Source organism: Ruminococcus sp. AM26-12LB (genome assembly GCF_003480785.1).
Lineage (GTDB): Bacteria > Bacillota > Clostridia > Lachnospirales > Lachnospiraceae > Blautia_A > Blautia_A fusiformis.
Map to the genome: position 1 here is coordinate 25737 of NZ_QUJX01000009.1, position 25290 is coordinate 51026.

22 protein-coding genes are annotated in these 25290 nt (G+C 45.8%); 4 read left to right on the forward strand and 18 right to left on the reverse strand.

All coding sequences use genetic code 11. From position 1 onward, the window contains the following. Positions 1–330 precede the first annotated feature (330 nt). The 12 genes from DW694_RS08050 to DW694_RS08105 all read right to left on the reverse strand — a co-directional run bounded on the left by DW694_RS08050 (position 331) and on the right by DW694_RS08105 (position 15667). A complete protein-coding gene (locus DW694_RS08050) occupies positions 331–1005 on the reverse strand; it encodes a V-type ATP synthase subunit D (protein WP_022427340.1) in 675 nt (224 codons plus the stop codon). A gap of 14 nt (positions 1006–1019) precedes the next feature. Next, the gene (locus DW694_RS08055) at positions 1020–2393 is read right to left on the reverse strand and encodes a V-type ATP synthase subunit B (RefSeq protein ID WP_015526254.1); all 1374 of its coding nucleotides are present in this window, start codon (positions 2391–2393) and stop codon (positions 1020–1022) included. Position 2394: 1 nt separating this feature from the next. Next, positions 2395–4164: a V-type ATP synthase subunit A gene (locus DW694_RS08060; RefSeq protein WP_118752834.1), complete on the reverse strand. Its 1770-nt coding sequence runs from the start codon at positions 4162–4164 to the stop codon at positions 2395–2397. A 24-nt stretch (positions 4165–4188) separates the two neighbouring features. Continuing rightward, complete coding sequence (locus DW694_RS08065; RefSeq protein ID WP_021652678.1) at positions 4189–4509, reverse strand: V-type ATP synthase subunit F; 321 nt, start codon at positions 4507–4509, stop codon at positions 4189–4191. Continuing rightward, positions 4502–5473 carry a V-type ATPase subunit gene (locus tag DW694_RS08070; RefSeq protein ID WP_118752864.1) on the reverse strand — a complete coding sequence of 324 codons (972 nt, stop codon included), beginning with the start codon at positions 5471–5473 and terminating at the stop codon, positions 4502–4504. Before DW694_RS08070 ends, DW694_RS08065 begins: the two co-directional genes overlap by 8 nt. A 30-nt stretch (positions 5474–5503) precedes the next feature. Then, positions 5504–6097 carry a V-type ATP synthase subunit E family protein gene (locus tag DW694_RS08075; RefSeq protein ID WP_015526258.1) on the reverse strand — a complete coding sequence of 198 codons (594 nt, stop codon included), beginning with the start codon at positions 6095–6097 and terminating at the stop codon, positions 5504–5506. Positions 6098–6116: 19 nt separating this feature from the next. After that, entirely contained in the window at positions 6117–6587 is a 471-nt protein-coding gene (locus DW694_RS08080) for a V-type ATP synthase subunit K (RefSeq protein WP_015526259.1), read from the reverse strand. Positions 6588–6591: 4 nt separating this feature from the next. After that, on the reverse strand, positions 6592–8598 hold the full coding sequence (locus DW694_RS08085; RefSeq protein ID WP_118752835.1) for a V-type ATP synthase subunit I: 2007 nt from the start codon (positions 8596–8598) through the stop codon (positions 6592–6594). Positions 8599–8614: 16 nt separating this feature from the next. Continuing rightward, positions 8615–8923 carry a V-type ATPase subunit subunit G family protein gene (locus DW694_RS08090; protein ID WP_022427344.1) on the reverse strand — a complete coding sequence of 103 codons (309 nt, stop codon included), beginning with the start codon at positions 8921–8923 and terminating at the stop codon, positions 8615–8617. Positions 8924–9236: 313 nt separating this feature from the next. Then, positions 9237–10334 carry a substrate-binding domain-containing protein gene (locus tag DW694_RS08095; RefSeq protein WP_021652672.1) on the reverse strand — a complete coding sequence of 366 codons (1098 nt, stop codon included), beginning with the start codon at positions 10332–10334 and terminating at the stop codon, positions 9237–9239. 140 nt (positions 10335–10474) lie between these two features. Continuing rightward, entirely contained in the window at positions 10475–11173 is a 699-nt protein-coding gene (locus DW694_RS08100; protein WP_118752837.1) for an RluA family pseudouridine synthase, read from the reverse strand. A gap of 2235 nt (positions 11174–13408) precedes the next feature. Beyond that, a complete protein-coding gene (locus DW694_RS08105; protein ID WP_118752838.1) occupies positions 13409–15667 on the reverse strand; it encodes a hydratase in 2259 nt (752 codons plus the stop codon). Between the two features lie 229 nt (positions 15668–15896). Here DW694_RS08105 and DW694_RS08110 point away from each other — a divergent pair, with 229 nt between their 5' ends. Beyond that, on the forward strand, positions 15897–16163 hold the full coding sequence (locus DW694_RS08110; RefSeq protein WP_015526267.1) for a hypothetical protein: 267 nt from the start codon (positions 15897–15899) through the stop codon (positions 16161–16163). A 32-nt stretch (positions 16164–16195) separates the two neighbouring features. Then, positions 16196–16396 carry a hypothetical protein gene (locus DW694_RS08115; RefSeq protein ID WP_021651433.1) on the forward strand — a complete coding sequence of 67 codons (201 nt, stop codon included), beginning with the start codon at positions 16196–16198 and terminating at the stop codon, positions 16394–16396. 171 nt (positions 16397–16567) lie between these two features. Here DW694_RS08115 and DW694_RS08120 read toward each other — a convergent pair whose 3' ends face one another. The 5 genes from DW694_RS08120 to DW694_RS08140 form a co-directional block, all read right to left on the reverse strand. Beyond that, entirely contained in the window at positions 16568–17167 is a 600-nt protein-coding gene (locus tag DW694_RS08120) for a hypothetical protein (RefSeq protein WP_118512691.1), read from the reverse strand. A 149-nt stretch (positions 17168–17316) separates the two neighbouring features. Further along, complete coding sequence (gene murF / locus DW694_RS08125; RefSeq protein WP_118752839.1) at positions 17317–18705, reverse strand: UDP-N-acetylmuramoyl-tripeptide--D-alanyl-D-alanine ligase; 1389 nt, start codon at positions 18703–18705, stop codon at positions 17317–17319. Positions 18706–18769: 64 nt separating this feature from the next. Next, positions 18770–19885, reverse strand: coding sequence for a D-alanine--D-alanine ligase (locus tag DW694_RS08130; RefSeq protein ID WP_330575605.1), 1116 nt, complete (start codon positions 19883–19885; stop codon positions 18770–18772). Continuing rightward, positions 19878–21278 (reverse strand): L,D-transpeptidase family protein, encoded by a 1401-nt coding sequence (locus tag DW694_RS08135; protein WP_118752840.1) that lies wholly within the window; start codon positions 21276–21278, stop codon positions 19878–19880. Before DW694_RS08135 ends, DW694_RS08130 begins: the two co-directional genes overlap by 8 nt. Positions 21279–21350: 72 nt before the next feature. Then, on the reverse strand, positions 21351–22634 hold the full coding sequence (locus DW694_RS08140) for a hypothetical protein (RefSeq protein WP_021651427.1): 1284 nt from the start codon (positions 22632–22634) through the stop codon (positions 21351–21353). 393 nt (positions 22635–23027) lie between these two features. On the opposite strand from DW694_RS08140, the gene DW694_RS08145 reads away from it, so the two are divergent. Together DW694_RS08145 and DW694_RS08150 are read left to right on the forward strand one after the other, a co-directional pair. Beyond that, the gene (locus DW694_RS08145; protein ID WP_092069884.1) at positions 23028–23891 is read left to right on the forward strand and encodes a class I SAM-dependent methyltransferase; all 864 of its coding nucleotides are present in this window, start codon (positions 23028–23030) and stop codon (positions 23889–23891) included. Positions 23892–23952: 61 nt separating this feature from the next. Further along, positions 23953–24141, forward strand: coding sequence for a hypothetical protein (locus tag DW694_RS08150; RefSeq protein WP_118752841.1), 189 nt, complete (start codon positions 23953–23955; stop codon positions 24139–24141). Positions 24142–24338: 197 nt separating this feature from the next. On the opposite strand, the gene DW694_RS08155 is transcribed toward DW694_RS08150, so the two are convergent. Continuing rightward, positions 24339–25265: a site-specific integrase gene (locus DW694_RS08155; protein ID WP_118623222.1), complete on the reverse strand. Its 927-nt coding sequence runs from the start codon at positions 25263–25265 to the stop codon at positions 24339–24341. Positions 25266–25290 lie beyond the last annotated feature (25 nt).

Sequence of the window (25290 nt, forward strand, 5' to 3'; positions counted from 1 at the left end):
CCGCAATCTGCTTTGCCAGCTGTTCATAGCCATGCAGCTGCCCGGCAGTTTACCTGGTCAGATCAGCTTTCTCCTCTTTCTTTATTTTTCATTTCTTTATTTTTCAACAGACAGAGCAGTTTTCTTTTATATTTCTGCATCTGCAGCTGTCTGATTTACTTATTATCTATTATACTGTATTTTTCTTGATTTTCTGATAACAAAAGCTAAATATTTTATAAATAAAACGCCCCTGCACTGCCGAAATTTCACACAGTACAGGGACATCTCCTTTCCGTTACTTAAAACTTTCTATATAAACTTTTCTTTTTCTTTCAGGATGGCTGCGCTTTACGCTCCGCGCTCTGCCTCCCGCTCCTTATAATGATGTGCCTCCTCCAGCATCATATCTTTCACCTTCATCAGTCGGATCTGAGTACTTCTCTCGTTCTCATCCAGCTTCATGGTGATGTATTTAATGTTTGCCCGGGCTTCCGGTATGATGACATGCTCCAGGGCATTTACACGACGCCTTGTTTTTTCGATCTCGGAAGCCATAAGCTGACAGGCCTTTTCCACTTCTGCCAGACGAAGCATATCCGGCAGGATGTCTGCCAGGGATTTTACCGCTCCGTCCAGATCACTGGATGTAAAAGCAAAGCCATAGGAATAAATATCGTTGGCATCCGGTGTTCTTGTTTTGTATTCAAAAACAGGAATATCCACACTCATGACATTCTTTTTTCCGGTTTCCAGATAAACTTCCTGCTTGGGAGCCATCAGTGCCGTATTCAGCGTCTCCTCCGACATTCCTGCTTTTGCAATGACAAAATTGGTGTTGGCGCTTCGGATACCGGCTTCTACTTTTTTTCGCAGCTCCATATTCTCCCGTACCAGATCCAGGAACTGTCTCATCAGCTCGTCCCGCTTATCCTTCAGAAGCTTATGGCCACGTACTGCAGTCACCAGCTTCTTTTTCTGCTTCGTAAGCTCCATACGGGTAGGATTCACCTGTGTTGATGCCACAAATCATCCCCCCTTTATACTTTTCCGTAATACTGATCAAGGAATTTGTCATCGATACGTTTCAGCTCGCTTCTCGGAAGAATGGAAAGCAGCTTCCAGCCGATGGCCAGTGTTTCCTCAATATCACGGTTAGCCTGATAGCCCTGGGAAACATATTCCTTCTCGAAAGCATCTGCAAATTTTGCATAGATCAGGTCAATATCGGAAAGAGCTGCCTCACCAAGAATGGTCATCAGCTCTTTGGCCTCTTTACCACGGGCATATGCGGCAAACAGCTGGTTCATGGTGTTTGCATGGTCTGCTCTTGTCTTGCCTTCACCGATACCCTTATCCTTCAGTCGTGACAGAGACGGAAGAACATCGATGGGCGGTGTGATTCCCTTACGGTAAAGCTCACGGCTCAGGATGATCTGTCCCTCTGTGATGTAACCGGTAAGGTCCGGGATCGGATGGGTCTTATCATCCTCAGGCATAGTCAGGATCGGAACCATGGTGATACTTCCTGATTTTCCTTTCTGACGGCCTGCACGCTCATAAAGAGAAGCAAGATCTGTGTACATATATCCGGGATATCCGCGACGTCCCGGAACCTCCTTACGAGCCGCGGAAACCTCACGGAGCGCATCCGCATAGTTTGTGATATCCGTAAGGATTACCAATACGTGCATGTCTTTTTCGAAGGCAAGATATTCAGCCGCTGTCAGTGCCATTCGCGGAGTAGCGATACGCTCAACAGCCGGGTCATTTGCCAGGTTCACAAACAGAACAGTACGATCTATAGCTCCGGTTTCCTTAAAGCTCTCTACAAAGAAGTTTGACTCCTCGAAAGTGATACCCATGGCTGCAAATACAACGGCAAACTGCTCATCTTTTCCGCGAACCTTCGCCTGTCTTGCGATCTGTGCTGCAAGCTGTGCATGGGGAAGACCGGATGCGGAGAAGATCGGAAGCTTCTGTCCACGTACCAGGGTGTTCAGTCCGTCAATCGCAGATACACCCGTCTGGATAAACTCCTCCGGATAGCTTCTGGCCGCCGGATTCATGGGAAGTCCATTGATATCTCTTCTCTCTTCCGGAAGGATCTCCGGGCCGTCATCAATGGGACGTCCCAGTCCGTCAAAAACACGACCCAGCATATCGCCGGATACACCAAGCTCCATGCTCCGTCCCAGGAAACGTACCTTGCTGTTGGAAAGGTTGATACCCGTGGAACTCTCAAACAGCTGCACCAGTGCATTGCTTCCGTCGATCTCCAGAACACGGCATCTTCTTGTTTCGCCATCGGCAAGCTCGATCTCACCAAGCTCGTCAAATGCCACATCTTCAACGCCCCGTACCAGCATCAAAGGGCCGGCAACTTCCTGTATGGTCCTATATTCTTTTGGCATTTTACAGGCCCTCCTTTTCCAGAAGTTCTGCAGTCTCTGCTGCAAGCTGGCGGGTTACCTTCTCATACTCTGCTGCCAGCTGATCTTCTTTTGTATATTTATAACGGCCGATCTGCTCACGTACCGGAAGCTTTACGATATCATTGATATCCGCACCCTGTTTCAGCGCATCCAGTCCCGCATCATAAAATGCAAGTACCAGACGCATCATATTGTGCTGTTTTTCCAGAGATGTGTAGGTATCGATCTCGTGGAAAGAGTTCTGGTGGAGGAAATCCTCTCGGATGGAACGGGCTGCTTCCATTTTCAGTCGGTCACCCGGAGAAAGCGCATCCATACCTACCATCTTTACGATTTCTTCCAGCTCTGCCTCTTCCTGAAGAAGGGTCATCATTCTCTGACGGAGCTTCATCCAGTCATTCGCTACATTTTCGTCAAACCATCCGCCAACGCTGTCCAGATACAGAGAATAGCTGGTCAGCCAGTTGATCGCCGGGAAATGACGTTTGTATGCAAGGTTTGCGTCCAGTCCCCAGAATACCTTTACGATTCGAAGTGTCGCCTGGGAAACCGGCTCGGAGATATCACCACCTGGAGGAGATACGGCGCCGATTGCTGTCAGGGCACCCTCTCTTCCGTCTTTTCCACTGCAGATCACATGTCCGGCACGCTCATAGAACTGTGCAAGACGGGAACCAAGATATGCAGGATAACCTTCCTCGCCTGGCATCTCCTCCAGTCGTCCGGACATCTCACGGAGAGCCTCAGCCCATCTAGAAGTGGAATCTGCCATCAATGCTACGGAATATCCCATATCACGGAAATACTCCGCAATTGTAATACCTGTATAGATCGACGCCTCACGAGCTGCAACCGGCATATCTGAGGTATTGGCGATCAGAACCGTACGCTCCATCAGAGACTGTCCTGTTTTTGGATCCTTCAGCTCCGGGAACTCGTTCAGAACATCTGTCATCTCATTTCCACGCTCACCGCAGCCGATATAGACCACGATATCTGCCTCAGCCCATTTTGCAAGCTGATGCTGGATAACCGTCTTACCGCTTCCGAAGGGGCCGGGAACTGCTGCCACACCACCCTTGGCAATAGGGAACATGGTATCAATAACACGCTGTCCTGTTACCAGAGGCTTGGCTGGCGGAAGTTTCTTCTTATATGGACGGCCACGTCGTACCGGCCAGTGTTGCATCAGGGTCAGCTCTTTATCGCCGTCTGCTGTGGAAAGAACTGCAACGGTCTCATCCACGGTAAACTCGCCGGATTTAATTTCCTTCAGAGTACCTTTCATATTGGGAGGTACCATAATCTTCTGTGTAACAACGATAGTCTCCTGAACGGTTCCAAGAACATCGCCGCCCTCCAGCTGATCTCCCACCTTCGCAACTGGAATGAAATTCCATTTTTTATCCCGCTTCAGGGCAGGAACCTCAACGCCTCGTTTCAGGTTGTTGCTGCCTGCTACCTTCATGATGTCATCCAGCGGACGCTGGATTCCATCGTAAATGCTTGTAATAAGGCCAGGACCAAGCTCCACGGAAAGGGGCACCTCCATGGACTCTACCGGTTCTCCCGGACGAAGTCCTGAAGTCTCCTCATATACCTGTATGGAAGCCTCATCTTCATGCATCTCAATGATCTCACCGATCAGACGCTGGCTGCTTACACGAACCACGTCATACATATTTGCATCCCGCATACCCTTGGCAATTACCAGCGGTCCTGCCACCTTCTTAATGGTTCCTCTGCTCATCTGAACCAATCACCTGCTTTCTTGTCACTCATTACTGAAAAGAATATCGGAGCCAACTGCCGTCTCCACGGATTTCTTTACATTTTCGATACCTGCACCTGTATTTCCGGAAATTCCGGGAATCTGAATGATCGCAGGCATCAGCTCCTCACTGTATTTACTGATCTCTGCGGAAAGCTGGGCCGCCAGCTGTTCCGTAATATAAATAACCGCATATTCACCGGCCGCCAGACGGTTAAGCTTCTCTTTACCTTCTGCAGGATCCTCCACCGGAAAAGTATCAAGGCCAAGAGCCGCAAACCCGTAAATGCTGTTATAATCACCTAAAACTGCGATCTTATACATACATTTCCCTTGCCCTTTCCCGGATAAACTCTTCCGGAAGGCCGCTGCGCTTTCCGGTGAGAATGATCCGCACCGTCTTGATCTCATTTTCACGGGCAAGCACATAAGCTACCAGCGGTCCCAGTGAAAATGAATTGTACAGCTGAGGGCGGATGGTCTCCATGATCTGGTTATCACACCATCTCTCAAAAGCGGAAGCTGATTCCGCCAATGCCAGAGCTCCGTCCCCATATTTCGTTTCTGCCAGATAACCCATGATCTGATCCATTCCGCTTACTGCCGCGTGGATCAGTCTTTCCTTATCCAGTGTGTCACATTCTGCCATGGCTTTTTTCATAAAGTCCGAACTTTTTCCTGTTTTGCAGGCACGGACTGCGATCCGGATATCTGCTACCGCTACCGTGGATTCCGCATACTGCCGGACGATCTCCTCTTTTGACCGTTCTCCGGCTTTTTTTATGGCATCCAGTGCTGCCCTGTCTACGATAATATCCGCAAGCTGTCCGTCTCTTGTGTGCAAAAAGGTCTCATAGGCTTCTCTTGCCGCTTCCCGCATATCCTCAGGAAAACGATCATATTCCTTATCTGTCAGGAATTTCACCATATCCTCTCCGTCAATGGAACAGTCGCTGAAAAAAATATTCGGCGCTGCCCCTTGCAGGATGCTTGCCTTCACAGCCGCTTTCAGGTTATGGAAAAGATCCTGATAGGAAAGAACAGAAAACACAGATCGGTCCGCTACCAGCGAATCCATGATCTCCCAGATCTTTTCTCTCTCCCGGGAAAGAATGGCATCCGCACCGGCTGCAGGATCACCGTTTCCCCAGCCCTTCTCCGTAAGAATCTGAAGGCACTGCTGCTCATCCTGACATGCCAGAAGCTGCTCGATCGCTGCCTGATTCAGAAGTCCGGTCTCCAGAACACGTATCCGCGCCACCGCATAGGCATAATCTTCACCAAACATCATTCACGCCCTCCTTTTTGCGATGGTGTTTTACGCAAACAAAATCTTTCTTACCTGATCCAGAAGCTCATCCCGCTTCTCTGCGAACATGGCATCAATGGAACAGTTTTCCTCAATGCCGCCGTATATCAGGATAAAACCTCCGTCTATGTTTCGGGTTTCACCGGAAATTTCCAGCACACCACCCTTTTTCTGTGCCAGGCTCTTTATTTCCTCACGGAAACCTGCCGGCATACGTTCCAGATCCTTTTTTGAAAAACAGATCTCTCCTTCTCTTGGAAGAAGATATTTCTCAGCCATATTCTTAAGGATCCCAAAATATTTTTCTTCATCCAGATTCTTCACACGGTCACAGGCATCTGCGATCACATTTCCGATCAGCTCCTGCTTGGCTGCAAGAACTGCGGTACGCTTCTTCATATCTGCAGCGGAAGCTGTCCGCTCTTCATAGCTTTTCACCTTTGCCCTGGACTGTTCTTCTCTCTGCTGCCGGATCTTATCTGCCTTTTCTCCGGCTTCCCTGAGGATCTCTGCGGCTTTTTTCTCCGCATCACTGATCGTAACGGCTGCAGAAGCATCGGCCTCTTCAAGAATCTGGCTTACCATCTTCTCTAATCCTGTCATGCTCTGCCCTCCTGATGAATCAAACCTGAATTCCGCTGACTGCAAGAATGGAGATCAGAAGAGCCAGAATCGCATATGTCTCAACCATTGCAGGGAAAAGCATGGCTTTACCGAACTGCTCCGGCTTCTTGGCTACGATACCGATGGAAGCTACGGAAGTTTTTCCCTGATGGATCGCAGAAAGAAGACCTGCGATAGCGATCGGAAGACAAGCCACAAAGATCATAAGACCGGTTTCCAGGGAAATATCAGCAACACCGCCGCCCAGGATACCAACCTTGGAAAGTGCAAGGAATGCTACCAGCAGTCCGTAAATACCCTGCGTACCGGGAAGAAGCTGAAGAAGCAGAACCTTAGCAAATTTGTCCGGGTCTTCAGTTACAACACCTGCTGCTGCACGGCCGGCTGTACCAACACCGATGGCGGAACCTATACCTGCAAGAGCTACGGAAATTGCTGCTCCCAATAATGCCCAAACGATACCACTCATAATATTAATCCTCCTTAATATCTACATATTTTGTATTTTCGCGGAAGGGGTGGAACTCTTTTCCTCCGCCCTCAAAGAATTTGCCGAAAAACTCTACGTACTGTAATCGGCAGGTGTGCACGTATGCACCCAGAAGATTGATCAGAAGGTTAAAGATATGACCAATCACAAATACAAGGATAAATACGATCCATCCCAGAATACTGTCTCCCAGCATACTTCCCATCTGGTTCATAACTGATGCGATAACTCCGGTAGCAAGTCCCAGGGCCAGAAGTCTGGAATAGGAAAGGATATCACTGACCCATCCCGTGATATTGTAAAGATCGTAGGCTCCAAGCGCCAGCCTCAGGAACGGATTCTTCTTATCTCTTCCTGACATAAAGAGAATTCCCACAGCACCGATGATCGCCATCCATTTTCCGACCTGTATCACTGCCGGTGAAAGGTTCAGATCCATCTGAGAAATAGAACGGAACATGCTGCTTGGGATAAAGATCAGGATCAGTCCCATAAGAAGCAGGAACCAGAGTACTACGTCACAGAAAAAGTCGAGATATTTTCTGTCACGTAACAGCATGTAGCCCTTAAGACCCATTCCCAGAAACATATGGATCAGGCCAAACAGCATGGAGAACACCAGAAGTCTCATTGGCTCATTTAAAGGTGCAAACCATACCGGCTTCACCGTGACCGGCCTGTGCAGATATACCTTCGAAAATACATCGATAAAATCTCCGAAATATCCGCCAAACATCACGCCCCAGAACAAAGTGGACAATCCACAGTACATAAAAAGCCGGATGGATTTCTGCATTCCGCTCTCCATCCTGGGGAACTTCAGAAGTACTCCCAGACAGACTGCAAAGACGATCAGTCCATATGCTGCGTCTGACAGCATCAGTCCGAAAAGAAATACATAGCAGGCTGTCATGATCATGGAAGGATCGATCTCTCCCTTTCCGGGAAGACCAAATGCTGCCAGAACTCCCTCTCCTGCTGCTCCGAATTTGCCGTTCTGAAGGGCAACCGGAACATTTTCTCCCTCAGCATCTTCTGCTTCAAAAACAATATCGTACTTCTCCGTAAGCCGTTTCTCCATTGCAGGAACCTGTTTCTTCGGAAGATATCCTGTCACAAAAAAAGTGCTCTCCGACTGGCGGAGCTGTCCTAATACCTCATATTTCTGTGCACGGATCCGGAAATAATCGGACAAAAGCTGAAGAGAGCTCTTCCTGTCGTGAAGAGCGCGTATCTGTTCCCGGATCTGTTCGGACTCTTCCTGAATGTGTACCACTTCATTCTTAAGGTTCTCCAGCTCCTGTGCCGGAACCTCTGATACCAGCTGTGCCGGTCTTGCAAATCCCTGCATCCGAAGCGCTTCTTCCAGTTCCTGTGCCTGTGCTTTCAAGCAGACAACCACCAGGCTCAGCTTACCGGCGTCATTTGAGATTTCCCGAATGTCAAAGGCTTCAAGCTGTGGTGCATCCGCTGCCAGCTGACTGTATACCTGATCCAGAGTTATATTTCCATCAATACTTCCCACAAGTACCGCTGCTTTCGCTGTACCGCCGAAGTTCATCGGAATATCCAGCTTCAGCCATGGAGCAAGAGCTGCTTCCTGCTGCTCGATCTTAACTGCTGCCGCATTGTTCTCTGTAAGCTTCTTCCGGTATCCCTGGATTTCTCTAGCTGTTCTCAGGATCTCTTCCTGATCCCGGATAGCTTCTTCCTCCTGCTTCCTTCCGATCAGCGGTTTCCCTGCCAGGGATGCCAGCATGGATTGCTTTTCCTTCGAAAATTCATCCAGTATTTCGATTGCCTGATCACAAAGGGATGCGTTTTTCTCAAAGATCAGCCGGGCATTCATAGTATCCATCGTCTTAAGCTCCGGATCCAATTCCGCTGCATCGATCTCCAATACTCCAAGTGACTGCAGTTCTTCCAATATGGCCTTACGGTTCTTTTTCATTGCGCAGATACTGATTCGCTGCATCTGCAATACTGCCATTTTCGCACTCCCCCTCTCAGAACAAACTGTCCATTACTGTCTGGATCGCCTGCTCGTGCTTCGACTCCGCTTTCTTTTTCAAAGCTGCAAGCTCTTCCTCCGCCTGTCCAACGACAGTGTTCTCTGTACTGTGTGCACGTTCCTCGGCTGCTTTCATATCAGATGCCGCCTGTTCGCCGGCGGCTGTTTCCGCCTTTCTGATAATATTCTCTGCCTCTTTCTCAGCTTCGCTGATGATACTCTGTGCACGGACGGATGCATCCTTTATCTTCTGCTGTGCTTTTGCCTCCGCCTCTTTCACTGCCTTGATCGTTTCCTGGATCATCTGATCACCGCCTCTCTGCATATCCAAATTGTACCACAATCGCTTTTTCAAAACAATGTTTATTATGCAATTTAACGATAAATTTATTTGTATTGTGTCAAAAAGTCGTCATATATGTTATATTTTTGCCATTTTTTCGCACACTTTTTATTTGTTTATTCTATTCATATTTTTTATTTTTATTCAAAAAAGCCATCAGCCCGATGAAAATGTTTTTTACATCTTCATCGGACTGATGGCTTTCAGTTATGAACGGACGGTGAATGCGGACTAACCTATTTAACCGACCTACAGTGGCTATCTGTTCTATTTGTTAATTGTACAGGTAATTTGCAATGTCTTCGCTTTTGATATTCTCAGCATCGATCCATACCGGATCAAGTAAAACCTTCTTATCAATCTTTGTTTCCTTCTTCGGTGCAGTAGACTGAATAGCCGCCCACATGGTCTGATATCCCATCGCATAAGGATTCTGTGAAAGCACTCCCAGTTCTTCCCCTTTCTGGATCGCTTCCTGCTGTTTGCTGGTTGCATCTACGCCTACCATAGCAACTTTATTTTCTCCTGTGTCCTTATTTACCTCCAGAAACATTTCAGAAACCTCGGCATTGGTGCAGAAAACTCCATCCAATGCCGGATATTTATCCAGAACTTCCTTCATGGCTTCCTTCATATCATCAACCTGGTCAGAATATACGGTTTCCACCACCTTAATATCCGTATAATTTGCAATATTATCCAGAAATCCTTTTACACGCTCCTGCGCGCTCTGTGTTTTCTCCTGTGCGGAAAAAACAGCCACATTTCCCATTTTTCCAATGGCGCTGCCAAGCTTATATGCTGCATATTTGCCGATCTGTGTATTGTCTGTTCCACGGAAAGCTCTGACCAGCTTTGTATCACTGACATTGGAATCAAATGCGACCACCGGAATTCCGTTCTCTTTCGCTGCTTCCAGCTGTGCCTGACAGGAATCCATATCTCCGGCAGAAAGACACACTACAGATGGATTCTCAGCGATCACTGCATCAAGAGTATTGATCTGACTTTCTACGTCCTCTTCATCATCCGGACCCTCAAAGGTCATCGTGATCTGCTTGTCTTTTTTGAAACCATACGCTTCATTTACGTCCTTGACAGCAGCTTCCATTCCTTCTTTTACTTTATTCCAGAACTCGCCTTTTTTGCTTTTGCTGACAACAGCTATTCTGGCACCTTCTTCAATAGAAAGAGTGTCATCGATCTCAGGGATCAGCGGGCTTTTTTCTTCTTCCACTTCGGTTGCTTCAGGGGTTTCCTGGACATCTGCTACAATCGGTGCAACAAGCTTTTCTACTTCTTCTTTCTGACAGCCTGTCAGCAGGGTTGCCACAGCCAACAAGGCTGCTGACGCTACTGCAGCTCTTTTCATTGTAATCTCCTCTTCCTCGCTGGTTACTGTTCTTTATCGTCTGCCTTGTCCGTCCACAGTAACTTATACTTTACAAAAATCTTACATTTGGTTACTTGCTTTTTACATTATACACTTTTTCGTATTTCCGTCCAGAGTTTTTACACTTTTTTCACAAAATCCAGAAACGCGCTTCCCTGTGGCTCTGTTTCAAACTTCATCATTTTTCCTGTTCTGGGGTGTTTGAATTCCAGACAACTGGAACAAAGTCCCAGTGATGTACCTTTTTCTCCCGAAGGATTATATTTCCGGTCTCCGAGAAGGGGCAGTCCCTCATGAGAAAGCTGCACACGGATCTGATGATGCCGACCTGTTTCCAGCCTGATCTTAAGAAGTGTCCGGGATTTTCCGTTTATCTCCTGCTGATCCAGAACTTTATAGTGAAGGATCGCTTTTTTTGCTCCCGGTGTATTGGCAGACACCACCTGAGACATGTTGGCTTTTCCATTTTTTTTCAGATAGTCTGTAAGAGTCCCTTCTGAGCTCTTTGCTTTTCCCTCCGTTACTGCCAGGTAATATTTTCCGGCACCTCCTGCCATCATCTGTTTACTCAAATTTCCTGCTGCTTCGGATGTTTTCGCAAATACAAGAATGCCTTCTACCGGCTGATCAAGGCGATGTACTACTCCCAGATATGGGATCTTTCCCTGTGTTTTTTGTGCCAGATAATTTTTCAGGGCACTTTCCATATCCATTGTTCCTATTTTTGCTGCCTGCACCGGCATTCCTGCTGTTTTTCTGCACACAAGGATCTCTTTGTCTTCATATAAAATATTTTCTTCAATCTGATAATTCCACATATTTTCTCATCTTACTTCCTTTCTCACAGAAGTATAACTGATGATGTTTTTGATGGCAACTGATAAATATAACTGTTCGGAAAATCTCTGATCGAAAATTTTGCTCTCTGCTCGGATCATATTATTTTATCCAGAGTTTTTCGGAACGGTTATATACTTAATATATGCAATCTTATATACACAACGAGACGGTCATCACTTTTTTTACTTTTACAGTTTCCAAAAATGATGACCGTCTCAACACTCTTCGTTATTCAATTTTTCTTCCTCTTCGTTCTTTCGAATAAAGTTTTCTTGTTATACTTATTACATTTATCAATCGAAATCTTTGATTTTATATACTTTATAAAATAATTTCGATTCTCTTTATTCAATTTTGAAATTTTTCTTTTTCAGATTCTCTCTTCTTTTTTATTTCCTGCTCATAAACGACTGATATATGTAAGTATATCTTTTCGATTATTTAGAAAGTTTTATAGATCAGAAATCGTTTTTTACGATGTTTGATTTCCTGTTTATCTGAAGACTTTCGGTGGTTATACTTTTTCCTGTTCACTAAACAATTCTGGACTTAACTTCTTAAATTCAAAACCATTTGTCATCTCTGTACTTTGCGATCTGCTGATTCAAATCGACCTATTGGGATTTTCTCCTCTGCAGTTCTTTAAAGTATCCTGGAAAAAAGTTCCTGCCCGATTCTTCTGTTTTTAATATCCTCTCAGATATTCTTCTGATGCAAAGCTTCAATCCATATCCTAATGGTTCTGATATGCATTTCAAAGTATCGTTCTCATCTTCACGTTTGTTCTTGGAATCTCTTCTTTCCAACGAACCGGTGAGTTGAGGGTTTTACTCTTTCGGGAAATATTTCTTTACATATTTCCTGAAATCTTTGTATCAGGTGTGTGACAGTTGTTCAATATGAGTTACCGATTCTATATTACCTGAAATACTGATTTCCTTTTGTTTCTGATTTCTTAAAATATAAGTAAGATTTAAGAGGCTCTTATTTATATTTCATAAAAGAAACTTCTGTTTTCTTAAGGTGTATCATATGTGATCTGTATCAGGTCTTTCTTGCAGGAAATCCGGTTCCTGTCACTCTCATATTGATGATGGTGTTTGTTTATGTTCCCACTGGAATCACCTTTTCCTTTCTTCATCCTTCATGTGCATCTATGCTATGAATTGAATGATTTTCTTTTTTGTTTTTCTCTTGTTGTTTTTGATGGTCTTATAATAACATCGTTGCAGGTATTTGTCAATACATTTTTGTGTTTTTATGCTATTATTTTTATTTATTTGTTTTATTAGGTGTTTATATTTTATAATTTGTTTATATTTTTTATTATTTTCTGTTAATTTACGATATTGTGAAGTTGTGAAGAACGGGATGGTATGTCGCGAACGGACGGGCGTGAAGGACGGGCGGGGCGGGTGAGGCTTCGGAGGTCTAGTGCTTCTAAGGCTGCGGGGATTCTGCTAAAACCGCTGAAAAAATCCCAGAACTCGCTGACGCTCAAACAGCTGGGATTTTTCCAGCAACGCAGCCTCCCCGCGGCCTAAGAAGTACTACGACTCCTGCAGAGTCACCCGCCCCGCCCGTCCTTCACGCCCTGACTTTCGAACATGGAAAGTTAGTTAGAAAAGTTTCTGTGTGACTGTATTGGCCCTGCAAACATTGCAATGTTTGTACTTTGCAATGTTTGCAGGGGATTGAGATGTTGAGCTTTTCTTGATATTTTTACCGGGGCTGGGGTTTGTCTCTGGGAATGTCAGCGTGAGGTGTCCTGTGGGGAGCAGGGGCTTCGGAGTGAGCCTTTGGTCATACTTGGCGGCTGAGGTGACCTGTGGAAAGGTATTCTGCGGATACAGGCCGCAGAATAAGGCCCATCTGTCTGAGCCAGGTACGCATCAGCGTACATGGCGTGTTATGGGCCGGCCTTTTCACAGGTTGCCTCAGCCGCCAAGTATGACCAGGCGAAACGACAGCCTCTGCTCCCCACAGGACACCTCACGCGTCCGCATCGTCATAAGTATCCACAACCCTAAAAACTCCCCACAACCACACCTCTAAACTCTAAAAGTAAAAAAGCAGACCGGCAACCTCGATTAAAACGGTCACCAGTCTGCAAAACAACACGGAAATTCTTAAATTACTATATTCCGCTCTGCAGCATATTCATGAACACACTTCCATCACCTTCACGCTCTATATGTGTTCAATCCCTGCATCTATTTACGATTATAATTGATCAGACAACCCTTAAGGATGATCTCTCTCTCATCATCTGTCAGCTCACCCAGAGTTACATCGAACTCCTTCAGAGCGTCACCTTCAACAGTATATCCCTTGATCACGTCTGCTTTTTCCTCAACCGCCTTGCGGATTCCTGGGAAGAACAGATAATCACCGTTCTTGAACGGAAGATCTCCGGACGGGATCAGGAATGGAAGCATACCCCAGTTGATCAGATTGGAACGATACCTCTTGGTTGCATACTCATTGGCAATGTTTGCCCAGCCGCCAAGTACCTTCTGGCAGGATGCAGCCTGCTCTCTGGCAGAGCCATCGCCCGGTTTCACTGCAAAGATGGTACTTCCTACGCCAAGGTTGGTCTTATCTACATCCGGATAAGTCTTGTTGATGGTTTTAATAACCGGTTTCAGTTCCGGAACAGCCTCTGCCGGGCAGTTACCTGCCTGAATCGCCTTCTGTGCTGCCTGGATCTCTTTTGCACGGCCAACATAAGCCGGATCCTTTCTGGACAGTGTGAACTCTGCAAGTCCAAGCGGATTGGAACGGTAGGAGGATGTCTCACCGGACGGGATCAGCTCGTCAGTGGTAGTAACCGGATCGTGGATCTCGGAAACAACCTTCAGGATCAGGTTGTCTGCAAGTGCAGCCATCTCCGGCCAGTCTTTGATATTCGGTCCAAACTGGATCTCTACGCTTGGATCTGCCACGCCCTTGCTGTCAAATACACGGTTCTCGTAGATAGACTTATCGAAGTAGTATTTATGCTCGGAATAGCTTCCGTCAAACTCCTCTGCTGAGGTAAGGAATCCCTTGTTTGCTGCTGTAGCTGCAATGGAACGTGCATCCATAAGTGCAACCGAAGAGATCTGACCGTTCTGGATCTTGGAGCCTTCACGGTTCGGGAAGTTTCTGGTTGTATGACGGATACTGAATGCATTGTTTGCAGGTGTATCTCCGGCACCGAAGCACGGTCCGCAGAATGCAGTTTTCACAACTGCGCCTGTTCCGATCAGGTCTGCAAGAACACCATTCTTAGCCAGTTCCATGTAGATTGGAGTACTTGCCGGGTATACACTTAAGGTGAAGGCATCATGGCCGATATTTTTGCCCTTGAGGATATCTGCTGCAGCGCAGATATTCTCGAATCCACCGCCTGCACAGCCGGCGATGATTCCCTGCTCAACATAAAGCTTGCCATCAACTACCTTGTCTCTCAATGTGAACGGAATCTTTCCGTCAAGGCTTACCTGTGCTCTCTTCTCCACATCTGCAAGGATATCGTCAAGGTTTGCCTTCAGCTCATCGATGGTGTAGGTGTTACTTGGGTGGAACGGCATTGCGATCATTGGTTTGATCTCACTGAGGTCGATCTCTACACAGCCGTCATAGTATGCAACGTTGCCCGGTTTCAGTTCTTTGTAATCCTCCGGTCTTCCGTGGATCGCATAGAATTCCTCGATCTTCGCATCTGTCTGCCAGATGGAGGAAAGACATGTGGTTTCTGTTGTCATAACATCAACACCGATACGGAAATCTGCGCTTAAGCTGGCAACGCCTGGTCCAACGAACTCCATAACCTTATTCTTCACATAGCCGTTGGCAAAAACCTCGCCGATGATGGCAAGCGCAACATCCTGCGGTCCTACACCCGGACGTGGAGCACCTTTCAGATAAATAGCAACTACTCCTGGCATATTAATATCGTATGTCTGGCAGAGAAGCTGTTTTACAAGCTCCGGTCCGCCCTCTCCCATAGCCATGGTTCCAAGTGCTCCGTATCTTGTATGACTGTCGGAGCCGAGAATCATCTTTCCGCCGCCTGCAAGCATTTCTCTTGCAAACTGATGGATAACTGCCTGATGAGGCGGTACATAAACTCCGCCGTACTTTTTGGCACAGGTGAGACCAAACATGTGGTCATCTTCATTGATGGTTCCGCCTACTGCACAGAGGGAGTTATGGCAGTTGGTCAGTACATATGGTACCGGGAACTTCTCAAGTCCTGAAGCTCTTGCAGTCTGGATGATTCCTACAAATGTGATATCATGGGAAGTCAGTTTATCGAATTTGATCTGAAGTTTCTCCATGTTATCGGATTTATTATGAGCCTTGAGAATAGAATATGCGATGGTATTCTTAGCAGCCTCTTCTTTCGCTACAGGCAGATCAGCCTGGTTCTCGGGAATGATTTCCTGTCCGTTCTGAAGATAAACGCCGGTATCGTAAAGTTTCATTTCGGTTCCTCCAATCTGTAATGATTCTTTTTTTTTCATAATTTCGTTTATTATAGAGGATTTTTACACATTAGTCAATAAAAGTGAGCACACCTGGTGCATTGTTTTGTATACAAGCGTTATTGTCCTGTGCTTTACTTTCCCTGCAAAATCCGCTATACTGAAGACCATATCGGACGGATATTCATATTCTGCCGGCTGTGACAGTTTCAATACGGAGGTACTGTTTATGTTTCGTTTATGGGGAAAAATATGGAAAGACAATCGCATGCTTCAGGACACCGTTGTCTGTGATGACAGCGATGATACCAGAACCCACAAGATCTTTCACGGACTTGAGGAAATCTGTTATCAGATGGATCTGGGAAATCCTATCTGGCTGGATGCCACAGTGCGGGATTTCAAAAAGCATGATAAGGCCCGTTTTTATCAGGATAATTTCATTGAACATATTGAGTTCGACTACCTGGAGATCCAGGTGATCGAGGAAGACTGAATAACATATAAAAGGACGCAGGAAAGCCACGAATGCTTATCCTGCGTTCTCTTTTTTTAAAAATTCCCAATCTGGGAGGTATATTTCAGAAGATCATGCTTACTGCCTTTAATGAAGTTTATGCTCTCAGCCAGGAGAAAAATGTAACGCTCCGTATGGCAGCTTACATGGTTGCGATCAAGAGGATCACCACAGCCGGCAAGCTCCGTGGCGGCCCGATCTCCATGGGGTGATAAGGTATAGCTGATAAATTCCTTATCTTACACAACTGCATACATAAAAAAGCTCTCCGGCGGATACAGAGAATCGTATCTGCCGGAGAGTTTTTTTTGCATCCGGTTTCCTTATTCCGGAATATCTTTGTGTACATTTCTGTATTTTCTCAAATATACCGGGATATGTTTTTACTCTGCATTCATAAATTCCCGTATGATCTCCCGCATGATCTCTTCCTCCTCCGGAGAAAGCATCTTGCTGAAGTGGCTTCCGGTAGCAGCCGTCTGACGGATACTTCTGGTGATCTTATCTACGATCTCTTCCTGCAAAACAGGATCCGGTTTTTCTGCGACCGGTACTTCCTCTACCCAGGTACGGACCTGTTCCACATAATCTGCAAGAGAAGCCATCACAAGCTCTTCCTTATAAGAAAAGTCCAATGCCTGACGAAGAAGAAGCAGTACTACCGGCACTGCTGCCCCTATATAGAGATAAAGCATAGGCAATCCTTCCCTGTATCCCAGTCTGCTGTTGAGAAAAACAGACAGTCCCAGAAGAAATGTACAAAACAGTGACGGATACCACACAAATCGGTTCATCCGATGCCAGAGCCTGTCCCTTGACTTCCACAGGTTCAGCCATTTTTCTTTCAGATTCTGTAATCGCTGCGTATTTCGGATCATTCTTCGGTAGGTAAGGTTTGTTGCCAGCATCCCCAGACCGCCGATACATCCCATGGATGTCATGACGTAAAGCGGGATGTTCAGCTTCATGATCATCTCCAGCATAAGCCCTCCCTTTTTCACTGCCGCACAGTGCCTGAGCGTACTTTCGTTCTATAGCTGCACTGCTCATCGCCTTAGGAATATTATACTTCTATATAACTTAACTGGAAAGAATTTTCGTTCGTCAAATGCTGCCCCTGTTTTCGGTCTTTTTACATTTCCTGCAGTGCTTTGACTACATTTTCAAATTTCATGAAGTGAGAAGCCTTTACGAGGATGGTATCTCCAGGTTTCACATATGTGTTCAGGTTCTTAAGAAGGCTTTCCAGATCTTTTTCCCGGATGACTGTCAGGTCCGGATTGGTCTGAGATGCTTTTTCCGCGATATGGGCTGCAAGTGGTCCTACGCAGATGCATGCGTCGATCCTGCACTGACCTGCATGAACGCCTACACCTTCATGAAGTGCAGCTTCATCAGTTCCAAGCTCACCCATATCACCAAGGATGGCAACCTTTCTTCCAAGTCCATCCTGAAGAACATCCAGGGAAGCCTTCATGGACATGGGGTTTGCGTTGTAGCAGTCATCTACGATCATGAATTTATCGGTCTCGATCATATTGAATCTTCCGCTGACCGGTTCCAGGCTTTCGATGCCATTTTTGATCTGCTCTGCATTCAGTCCGTAAAGTCTGCCCACAGCTGCTGCTGCCAGCGCATTGGATACCATATGACGTCCCGGCATTGGAATATCTACATGAAATATCTGGAGCTCTCCGTTCTCTGCCATTTTTCCCTTCAGACAGATGTCACAGCTCATTCCCTTCAGTCCACGGCTTTCCACATTTTCACAGGTAACAGAAGCATTTTCTCCGTTTCCGAAAAATACTGGCTGCATACCGTTGTATTCCTTTACTGTGGAGAGCTTATCATCATCACCGTTAAGTACGATATTTTTCTTCACATACTGAAAAATCTCTGTTTTTGCCTTCAGGACGCCGTCTCTGTCCCCAAGGTTTTCCAGATGACAGGTTCCGATGTTTGTGATCACGCAGGTGTCCGGTTTTGCGATCTTTGCAAGACGGGTCATCTCACCGAAATCACTGATTCCCATTTCCAGAACTGCGATCTCATCTTCATCACGAAGGCGGAATACTGTCAGTGGAAGTCCCAGCTCATTGTTGAAATTTCCCTGGGTTTTCAGTGTACGGTATTTTTCCTTCAGCACAGAGGCGATCACCTCTTTTGTGCTGGTCTTTCCAACGCTTCCTGTGATTCCCACAACAGGAATATCAAGCTGCTCCAGATAAAACTCCGCAATGTCTTTTACTGCCTGAAGGGAGGAACCTACCTGGATATACGGATGATCCGCTCCTTCAAGAGTTCTCTCGGATAAGGTTGCAAGTGCACCTGCTTCCATTACCTGCGGGATAAAACGGTGAGCATCCACACGCTCTCCTACTACCGGTACAAAAAGACCTCCTTTTTCCACCTTACGGCTGTCAGTTGTGATCGCAGTCACTTCCTCCTGAAGTTTTTCCTGCGGGCCGTGGTAAATACCATTGCAGACTTTTGTGATATTTTCCAATGTAAGATTTTTCATGAATAAAATCCTTTCTTTTGCCAGAAACTCCTCCTGTCAACAGGAGGAGTTACGGTCAGATATTTTATTTTCTGTATTTCTTAAAAGAAATGCGAATCAGTTCTTCACAGAGGTCCGGATAGTCGATTCCCAGGACCTTTGCTTCCTGCGGGATCAGACTGGTGGGTGTCATTCCCGGAAGTGTGTTTGCCTCCAGGCAGTACATATCACCGTTTTCTTTCATCATGAAGTCAAAACGTGCATAGCCTTCAATGCAGAGAGCCTTTGCGCCAGCTTCCGCATAATGCTGCATTTTCTCAGTCAGTTCCGGTGAGATCTCAGCCGGACAGGTTTCTACTGTGGAGCCTGCCTGATATTTGTTTTTGTAATCATAAAAGCCCTGCTTCGGTGCGATCTCGATGATCGGATAAGCCTTTCCGTCTACAACTGCAACGGAAAACTCACGGCCCCTGATATACTCTTCAACAACTACCTCATCTTCATAAGAATAAGCACCATCAATGGCATCCTCATATTCTTTCTGATTATTTACAATATAAACACCTACGCTTGAACCACCGCAGCATGTTTTTACAACAACAGGAAATTCCATACCAAGATCATGGATGTTTCTTGTGCAGTTTTCTTTCAGCATGGAAACGCCCTTCGGTGTCGGTACCTGATCCATGAGAAAGATCTTCTTAGTGAGACCCTTATCCATAGCAAGGGCACTGCTTAAATATCCGGTTCCTGTGTAACGGATTCCCAGGAGATCGAAGGTTGCCTGAACCTTTCCATCCTCTCCGTTGGAACCGTGAAGTCCCATAAATACAATGTCTGCTGCCTGACACAATTCCAGTACATTCGGTCCGAAAAAGCTTCTTCTTGTGCGTTTGATCTCTTCGATATCATCATCGAAGCTTCTCATATACTCTGCCGCAGAATCTACCTCATAATCTTTATCTCCAAAGGGCTCATCCCAGTCCACCGGCTCCAGTCCGCAGAAAATATCTACAAGAATGGCATTATGGCCTTTTTTACGAAGTGCCTTGCAGACACCTGTTCCTGTTACGATGGAAATCTCTCTTTCTGTACTGGTTCCGCCTGCCAATACAACGATATTCATACTTTCATCTCCCTTGATGATCTTGTGTTTTCTTTCTTCGTATTCTTTTAATATTTCTTTTAATCTCTTATTCATAAACTACGATCGGTACTCCTACACTAATATTATTATAAATGATTGCCGCCTTATCCTTCGGGGTGTTTACACAGCCATGAGAACCATTTGTGATATAGATCTGCCCACCATACTGTGAACGCCAGCTTGCGTCATGGATTCCGACTCCTCCGGAAAACGGCATCCAGTATGTAACCGGTGATGCATATCCAGGTCCCTTCAAAACTGCCGGTGAACGCATGGCATCCAGTGCAAAGCATCCGGTTGGTGTGGAATGGCCCTTTCGGACACAGCCGGTAACTACCGGTGTATCTACCAGAAGCTGTCCGTCTTTATAGAATACCATTCTCTGGTTGGTCAGGTCAATCTCTACATATGTATTTCCGATATCATTGGTATCTCTGCAAAGTCCACTGTAAGCATAAGCCGGCTGTCTCACTTCTGTGGTTCCTGCAAGAATGGCATTATAAAGCCATTCAGTCTCTGCGGTCTGATCGATAGCCCATCCATAATCACCGCCCTTGATGGTTTTCTGGCGGCCATCGTAGGTGGTAAATGTCCTCGTGCAGCCAAAGGTATCATATTTGTATCCCAGGCTGTTCACATAAGCTGCAACCTGGTCTTTGTTTACTATATAATCTCCGTTTGCGTCCCTGACCAGCCAGTCTTTGATGGTATTTCGGTCAAGCTGTTCAGACCGGTCCGAAAAATCATAGGTGATCACGCAGCTGGTAAGCTTGTTCATCTGATCACAGTCTTTTTTCAGAGCTTCATCGTCTTTATATATCGATGGTTTTTTGTAGCAGTTTTTCTTTTCCAGACTGACTGCTTTGTCTCCTGCGGAAACAGCTGCACGGATCACCTTCTGAACCTTTTTTGTATCCAGGGTCGTTCCTTCTTTTTCCGGCTGGATCTCGTAGGTTTCGCCATTATCCTTAATGCATGCGTCTTCAGGCTTTTCCATATTGTCCTTCTGCATGCATTTCAGATTCTTCACAGCCTCTGTCAGCTTGTTCTGATCTTCATAAGCAGTATCCGTTGCCAGTGTATATTTTTTCTTCTGATTAAAAGCAAGGAACCATTTGTACCGGTCCTGTTTCTTGATCAGCTTTTTGGCTCCGCCATCCGGCTTGTAGACCAGGCCGGCTTCTTTTGCGGTAATGCTCTCTTTTCCGTTGTTTCTTGTATCAACGGTAAGAACATATGCCTGCACTTCCTTTGCAAGAAGCTTTTCTGTTTCATCTGCAGTTTTATAGGAGCAGTTAAAACCATTCACCTGAGATCCCGGCAAAAAATGATCTGTAAAATAGTGTACACCATATCCATAAGCCCCTGCTGTAAGGATCAGCAGGATCATGATCAGTGCAATGACCAACTTTTTGCCCGTTTTCATTTTTTCTTTTTCCTCATCCATGAGCTCTCTCCAATAGTTATGACTGCCCGGTATTACGCGTGCTGAAATACCGGGCAGTCTGATGTGATCGATTTATTTCTCCAGAAGTTTTTCCACACTTACAAGCTTCACACAGAGAACAAATACCTCTGCTGCCTTGCCAAGCTCCTCAACGCTTGGGTAGCTTGGTGCAATACGGATATTGCTGTCTTTCGGGTCCTTTCCATATGGATAGGTTGCGCCTGCTCCAGTCATAACAACGCCTGCTTCTTTTGCTTTGGCAACGATGGCTTTCGCACAGCCTTCCATAGAATCAAAGGAAATAAAATATCCACCATGCGGTTTGGTCCACTCACCGATTCCAAGTCCGTTAAGCTCTTTATCCAGTGTTGCGAGAACAAGCTCGAATTTCGGACGAAGGATGTCTGCGTGTTTCTTCATATGCTCATGCAGTCCGTTGATATCTTTGAAGAAACGAACGTGACGAAGCTGGTTCAGTTTGTCGTGTCCGATGGTCTGTACAGTCATGTATTTGCGGAAGTCATCCAGGTTCGCCTTGGATGCAGCAACTGCTGCGATACCGGAACCAGGGAAGCTTACCTTGGAGGTAGAAGTAAATTTATAAACAATGTCCGGATTTCCTGCTTTCGCACACTCATCAAGGATCTCAAGAAGGAAATCCTGATTGTCATCATAAAGATGATGGATGCTGTAAGCGTTATCCCAGTAAATACGGAAGTCCGGTGCAGCCGGCTTCAGATGCGCAAAACGCTTAACTGTTTCTTCGGAATAGGTGTAGCCCTGCGGATTGGAATATTTCGGAACACACCAGATTCCTTTTACTGCCGGATCTTCATTGACATATTTCTCAACCATGTCCATATCCGGGCCTTCCGGAGACATCGGAATGTTGATCATCTCAATGCCGAAAAATTCTGTGATACGAAAATGACGGTCGTATCCTGGTACAGGACAGAGGAATTTCACCTTGTCAAGCTTGCACCATGGTGTATTTCCCATTACTCCGTGGGAATAGGAACGTGCAATGGTATCGAACATTACGTTCAGACTGGAGTTACCATAGATGATGATGTTCTCTGGCTCTACCTCTGACATCTCACCGAGGAGTCTCTTGGCTTCCGGGATTCCGTCGATGACTCCATAGTTACGGCAGTCCACACCGGTCTCACATTTCAGATCTGCATCCCCTGCAAGTACTTCCATCATTTTCATGGAAAGATCAAGCTGATCCGGTGCAGGTTTACCACGGGACATATCCAGTGCCAGACCTTCGGCTTTGATCTCGTCGAACTCACGGTCGAGTTCTTTCTTTAAATCGAGTAGCTCTTCCCTGCTCATCTCACAATATTTTTTCATAAGTTTGCTTCTCCTCTTTTTGTGCACAGTTTCATATCTGCGGTTGCTGTGTTTCTTCTGTTAACGATTTCTGTCTGTCAGGAATTCTCTGCAAAATCTCTTCCGCAAAAAACAGCCACAGTTTCACGGAAGCGGGAATCCTCTGCCCCGGCAGAAAATCTCTGCGTACATTTTAGTATGTAAAAGCGCTGTTGTCAAATCTTTCGTGGAAAATTCTGCACTTCTCTTGCACAGCATCCATTTTTCCTCTATACTGGAAAAAACATTATTATGGCGTTTTTATGGATTCATGTCCCGGTCAGCCGGATCTGGTACAGTAATCTCCGGAAATGCTATATAAAAATGCTATATATATCTTATAAATTTACTATTATGAAAGAGGTATTGATCATCATGTGGATTGCAGATGGATGGAAAGAATATGAAGTTATTGATACATCAAAAGGAGAAAAGCTGGAGCGCTGGGGGGATTATCTTCTGGTTCGTCCGGACCCGCAGGTAATCTGGGATACTCCCCGCAAAAACCGTGGCTGGAAGCATATGAACGGACATTATCACAGAAGCAGCCGTGGCGGCGGTGAGTGGGAGTTCTTTGATCTGCCTCATCAGTGGGAGCTCCATTACAAGGACCTCACTTTTAATCTGAAGCCTTTCAGCTTCAAGCATACAGGACTTTTCCCGGAGCAGGCTGTGAACTGGGACTGGTTCGGTGAAAAGATCCGCAATGCGGGACGCCCGATCAAGGTCTTAAATCTTTTTGCCTATACCGGCGGCGCTACTCTGGCTGCAGCTGCTGCCGGCGCTTCCGTTACTCACGTGGACGCTTCCAAGGGTATGGTGAACTGGGCAAAAGAGAATGCTGCTGCTTCCGGACTTTCCGGTGCGCCGATCCGCTGGCTTGTGGATGACTGCGTGAAGTTCGTAGAGCGTGAGATCCGCAGAGGAAATCATTACGATGCGATCATTATGGACCCGCCTTCTTACGGCCGCGGACCTAAGGGCGAGATCTGGAAGATCGAGGATGCGATCCATCCGCTGATCAAGCTTTGTACGAAGATCCTCAGTGATGATCCGCTGTTTTTCCTGGTAAATTCCTATACTACAGGTCTTGCACCGGCTGTTCTGACTTATATGCTTGCTACGGAGCTGAAGCCCTGGAAGGGTAATGTGGAGTCACAGGAGATCGGACTTCCTGTGACGGAGAGTGGGCTGGTGCTTCCTTGCGGAGCTTCCGGACGGTGGAGTTCCTCCCGGTAAGATTTGTATTGAAACGCTTCTTTGACAGGTCTATAATATAAAAAAAAGGAGCGTGATCTTTATGAGTACGGAAACTACGAAGAATACTCTTCCTTTTACCTGCACGCCGGCTTATGACCGGGATGCCTGTAAAGGGTGTGTCTGTTCTACCTGCTATGAACAGGAATTTTGTGACCGGTGCAGCTCCTGTGTAGAGCAGGGACATCGGAAGGAACGATGCAATGCTTATGAGGGAGCCTACAATTACTGATTGGCTACAATTTATAGCAGCTCCGGAATTAATGTGAAAAAAGGGCCTGTAAAAAAGTGTTATCTGATTCACTTTTTACAGGTTCTTTTTTCAATCAGCGTAAGTATTTCTTTTTGTCAGACGCATATCTGCAATCCTTATTTGCTATGTAACTCTATAACAGACAACATTTTCATGATTTTTATTAATATAATACTTTATAAACCGGACAGAGTTCGCATAACCAGGTCCACATCTTTATTTTCCAGTTCCTGAATAATGTGCAGATATGTTTTCTGTGTTGTTGTCATACTGGCATGCCCCAGTCTTCTGGCCACACTGGCAATGGATACCCCGGCAAACAACAGTAATGATGCATGGGTATGCCTGAGTCCATGAATCGATATTTCCGATATTCCACATTCTTTGCAATGTCTGGTCAGTGCATCATTTACTGTAGAATTATATATCTTTGTTTCGCCTACAAAAATCGGTTCGTCCTGGGGAAGTCCCTTTATCAATTCCGAAAACTTAACTACGATCTGCCAGTCAATCTGGATTTTTCTTACAGATGATTTATTTTTTGTTGGTAGAAATCCACCATCACCTTTATAATCCCAGGTTTTACTTACAGATAAAGTCTGTCGTGCAAAATCAAAATCTGCCGGTGTGATGGCAAGTGCCTCCGAAAAACGCATGCCAGTCTTTGCAACCAGAAGGATAAAGCAATCCCAATTTACCTGCTCCCCAATGTCCAGATGTGCGATCAGGGTATGAAGTTCAAATTGATTAAGATATTTTATCTTCTTTGCGCCTGGTGATTTTCCTTTGATAATCGCCTTTCTGGTTGGATCACGTTCAATGAGACCTTCGTCTACCGCATCCAGAACCGCACCTTTCAGCTGATGATGAAAATCCAGTGTTGTCTGTCTTTCATGTTCCCTGGCATAGTCATTAAGCAGTTTCTGGTACGTTGTCCGGGTAAGTTCCGACACCTGCAGATTCGGAGCAAGTTTTTTTACCCATTTCAACGTCATCAGATATTTTGCCATTGTCGCTTCTCTGATTGCACCTCTTTTGTATACTTCTATCCATTGATGATAATACTCGTAAAACAGCTGTTTTTTGTTTACATCATTCTGCATAGGTTATTCCTTTCCAGAAATCACT

Bases quoted from the DNA above. Each gene is read 5' to 3' on its own strand.
- DW694_RS08150 (WP_118752841.1), top strand. From the start codon at position 23,953: ATGAGTACGGAAACTACGAAGAATACTCTTCCTTTTACCTGCACGCCG.
- DW694_RS08090 (WP_022427344.1), bottom strand. From the start codon at position 8,923: ATGATCCAGGAAACGATCAAGGCAGTGAAAGAGGCGGAGGCAAAAGCA.
- DW694_RS08145 (WP_092069884.1), top strand. From the start codon at position 23,028: ATGTGGATTGCAGATGGATGGAAAGAATATGAAGTTATTGATACATCA.
- DW694_RS08080 (WP_015526259.1), bottom strand. From the start codon at position 6,587: ATGAGTGGTATCGTTTGGGCATTATTGGGAGCAGCAATTTCCGTAGCT.
- DW694_RS08115 (WP_021651433.1), top strand. From the start codon at position 16,196: ATGCTTATCCTGCGTTCTCTTTTTTTAAAAATTCCCAATCTGGGAGGT.
- DW694_RS08130 (WP_330575605.1), bottom strand. From the start codon at position 19,885: ATGAATAAGAGATTAAAAGAAATATTAAAAGAATACGAAGAAAGAAAA.
- DW694_RS08100 (WP_118752837.1), bottom strand. From the start codon at position 11,173: ATGTGGAATTATCAGATTGAAGAAAATATTTTATATGAAGACAAAGAG.
- DW694_RS08070 (WP_118752864.1), bottom strand. From the start codon at position 5,473: ATGTTTGGTGAAGATTATGCCTATGCGGTGGCGCGGATACGTGTTCTG.
- DW694_RS08120 (WP_118512691.1), bottom strand. From the start codon at position 17,167: ATGCTGGAGATGATCATGAAGCTGAACATCCCGCTTTACGTCATGACA.
- DW694_RS08105 (WP_118752838.1), bottom strand. From the start codon at position 15,667: ATGAAACTTTACGATACCGGCGTTTATCTTCAGAACGGACAGGAAATC.
- DW694_RS08085 (WP_118752835.1), bottom strand. From the start codon at position 8,598: ATGGCAGTATTGCAGATGCAGCGAATCAGTATCTGCGCAATGAAAAAG.
- DW694_RS08110 (WP_015526267.1), top strand. From the start codon at position 15,897: ATGTTTCGTTTATGGGGAAAAATATGGAAAGACAATCGCATGCTTCAG.
- DW694_RS08055 (WP_015526254.1), bottom strand. From the start codon at position 2,393: ATGCCAAAAGAATATAGGACCATACAGGAAGTTGCCGGCCCTTTGATG.
- DW694_RS08065 (WP_021652678.1), bottom strand. From the start codon at position 4,509: ATGTATAAGATCGCAGTTTTAGGTGATTATAACAGCATTTACGGGTTT.
- DW694_RS08140 (WP_021651427.1), bottom strand. From the start codon at position 22,634: ATGAAAAAATATTGTGAGATGAGCAGGGAAGAGCTACTCGATTTAAAG.
- DW694_RS08075 (WP_015526258.1), bottom strand. From the start codon at position 6,097: ATGACAGGATTAGAGAAGATGGTAAGCCAGATTCTTGAAGAGGCCGAT.
- DW694_RS08155 (WP_118623222.1), bottom strand. From the start codon at position 25,265: ATGCAGAATGATGTAAACAAAAAACAGCTGTTTTACGAGTATTATCAT.
- DW694_RS08095 (WP_021652672.1), bottom strand. From the start codon at position 10,334: ATGAAAAGAGCTGCAGTAGCGTCAGCAGCCTTGTTGGCTGTGGCAACC.
- DW694_RS08135 (WP_118752840.1), bottom strand. From the start codon at position 21,278: ATGGATGAGGAAAAAGAAAAAATGAAAACGGGCAAAAAGTTGGTCATT.
- murF (WP_118752839.1), bottom strand. From the start codon at position 18,705: ATGAAAAATCTTACATTGGAAAATATCACAAAAGTCTGCAATGGTATT.
- DW694_RS08060 (WP_118752834.1), bottom strand. From the start codon at position 4,164: ATGAGCAGAGGAACCATTAAGAAGGTGGCAGGACCGCTGGTAATTGCC.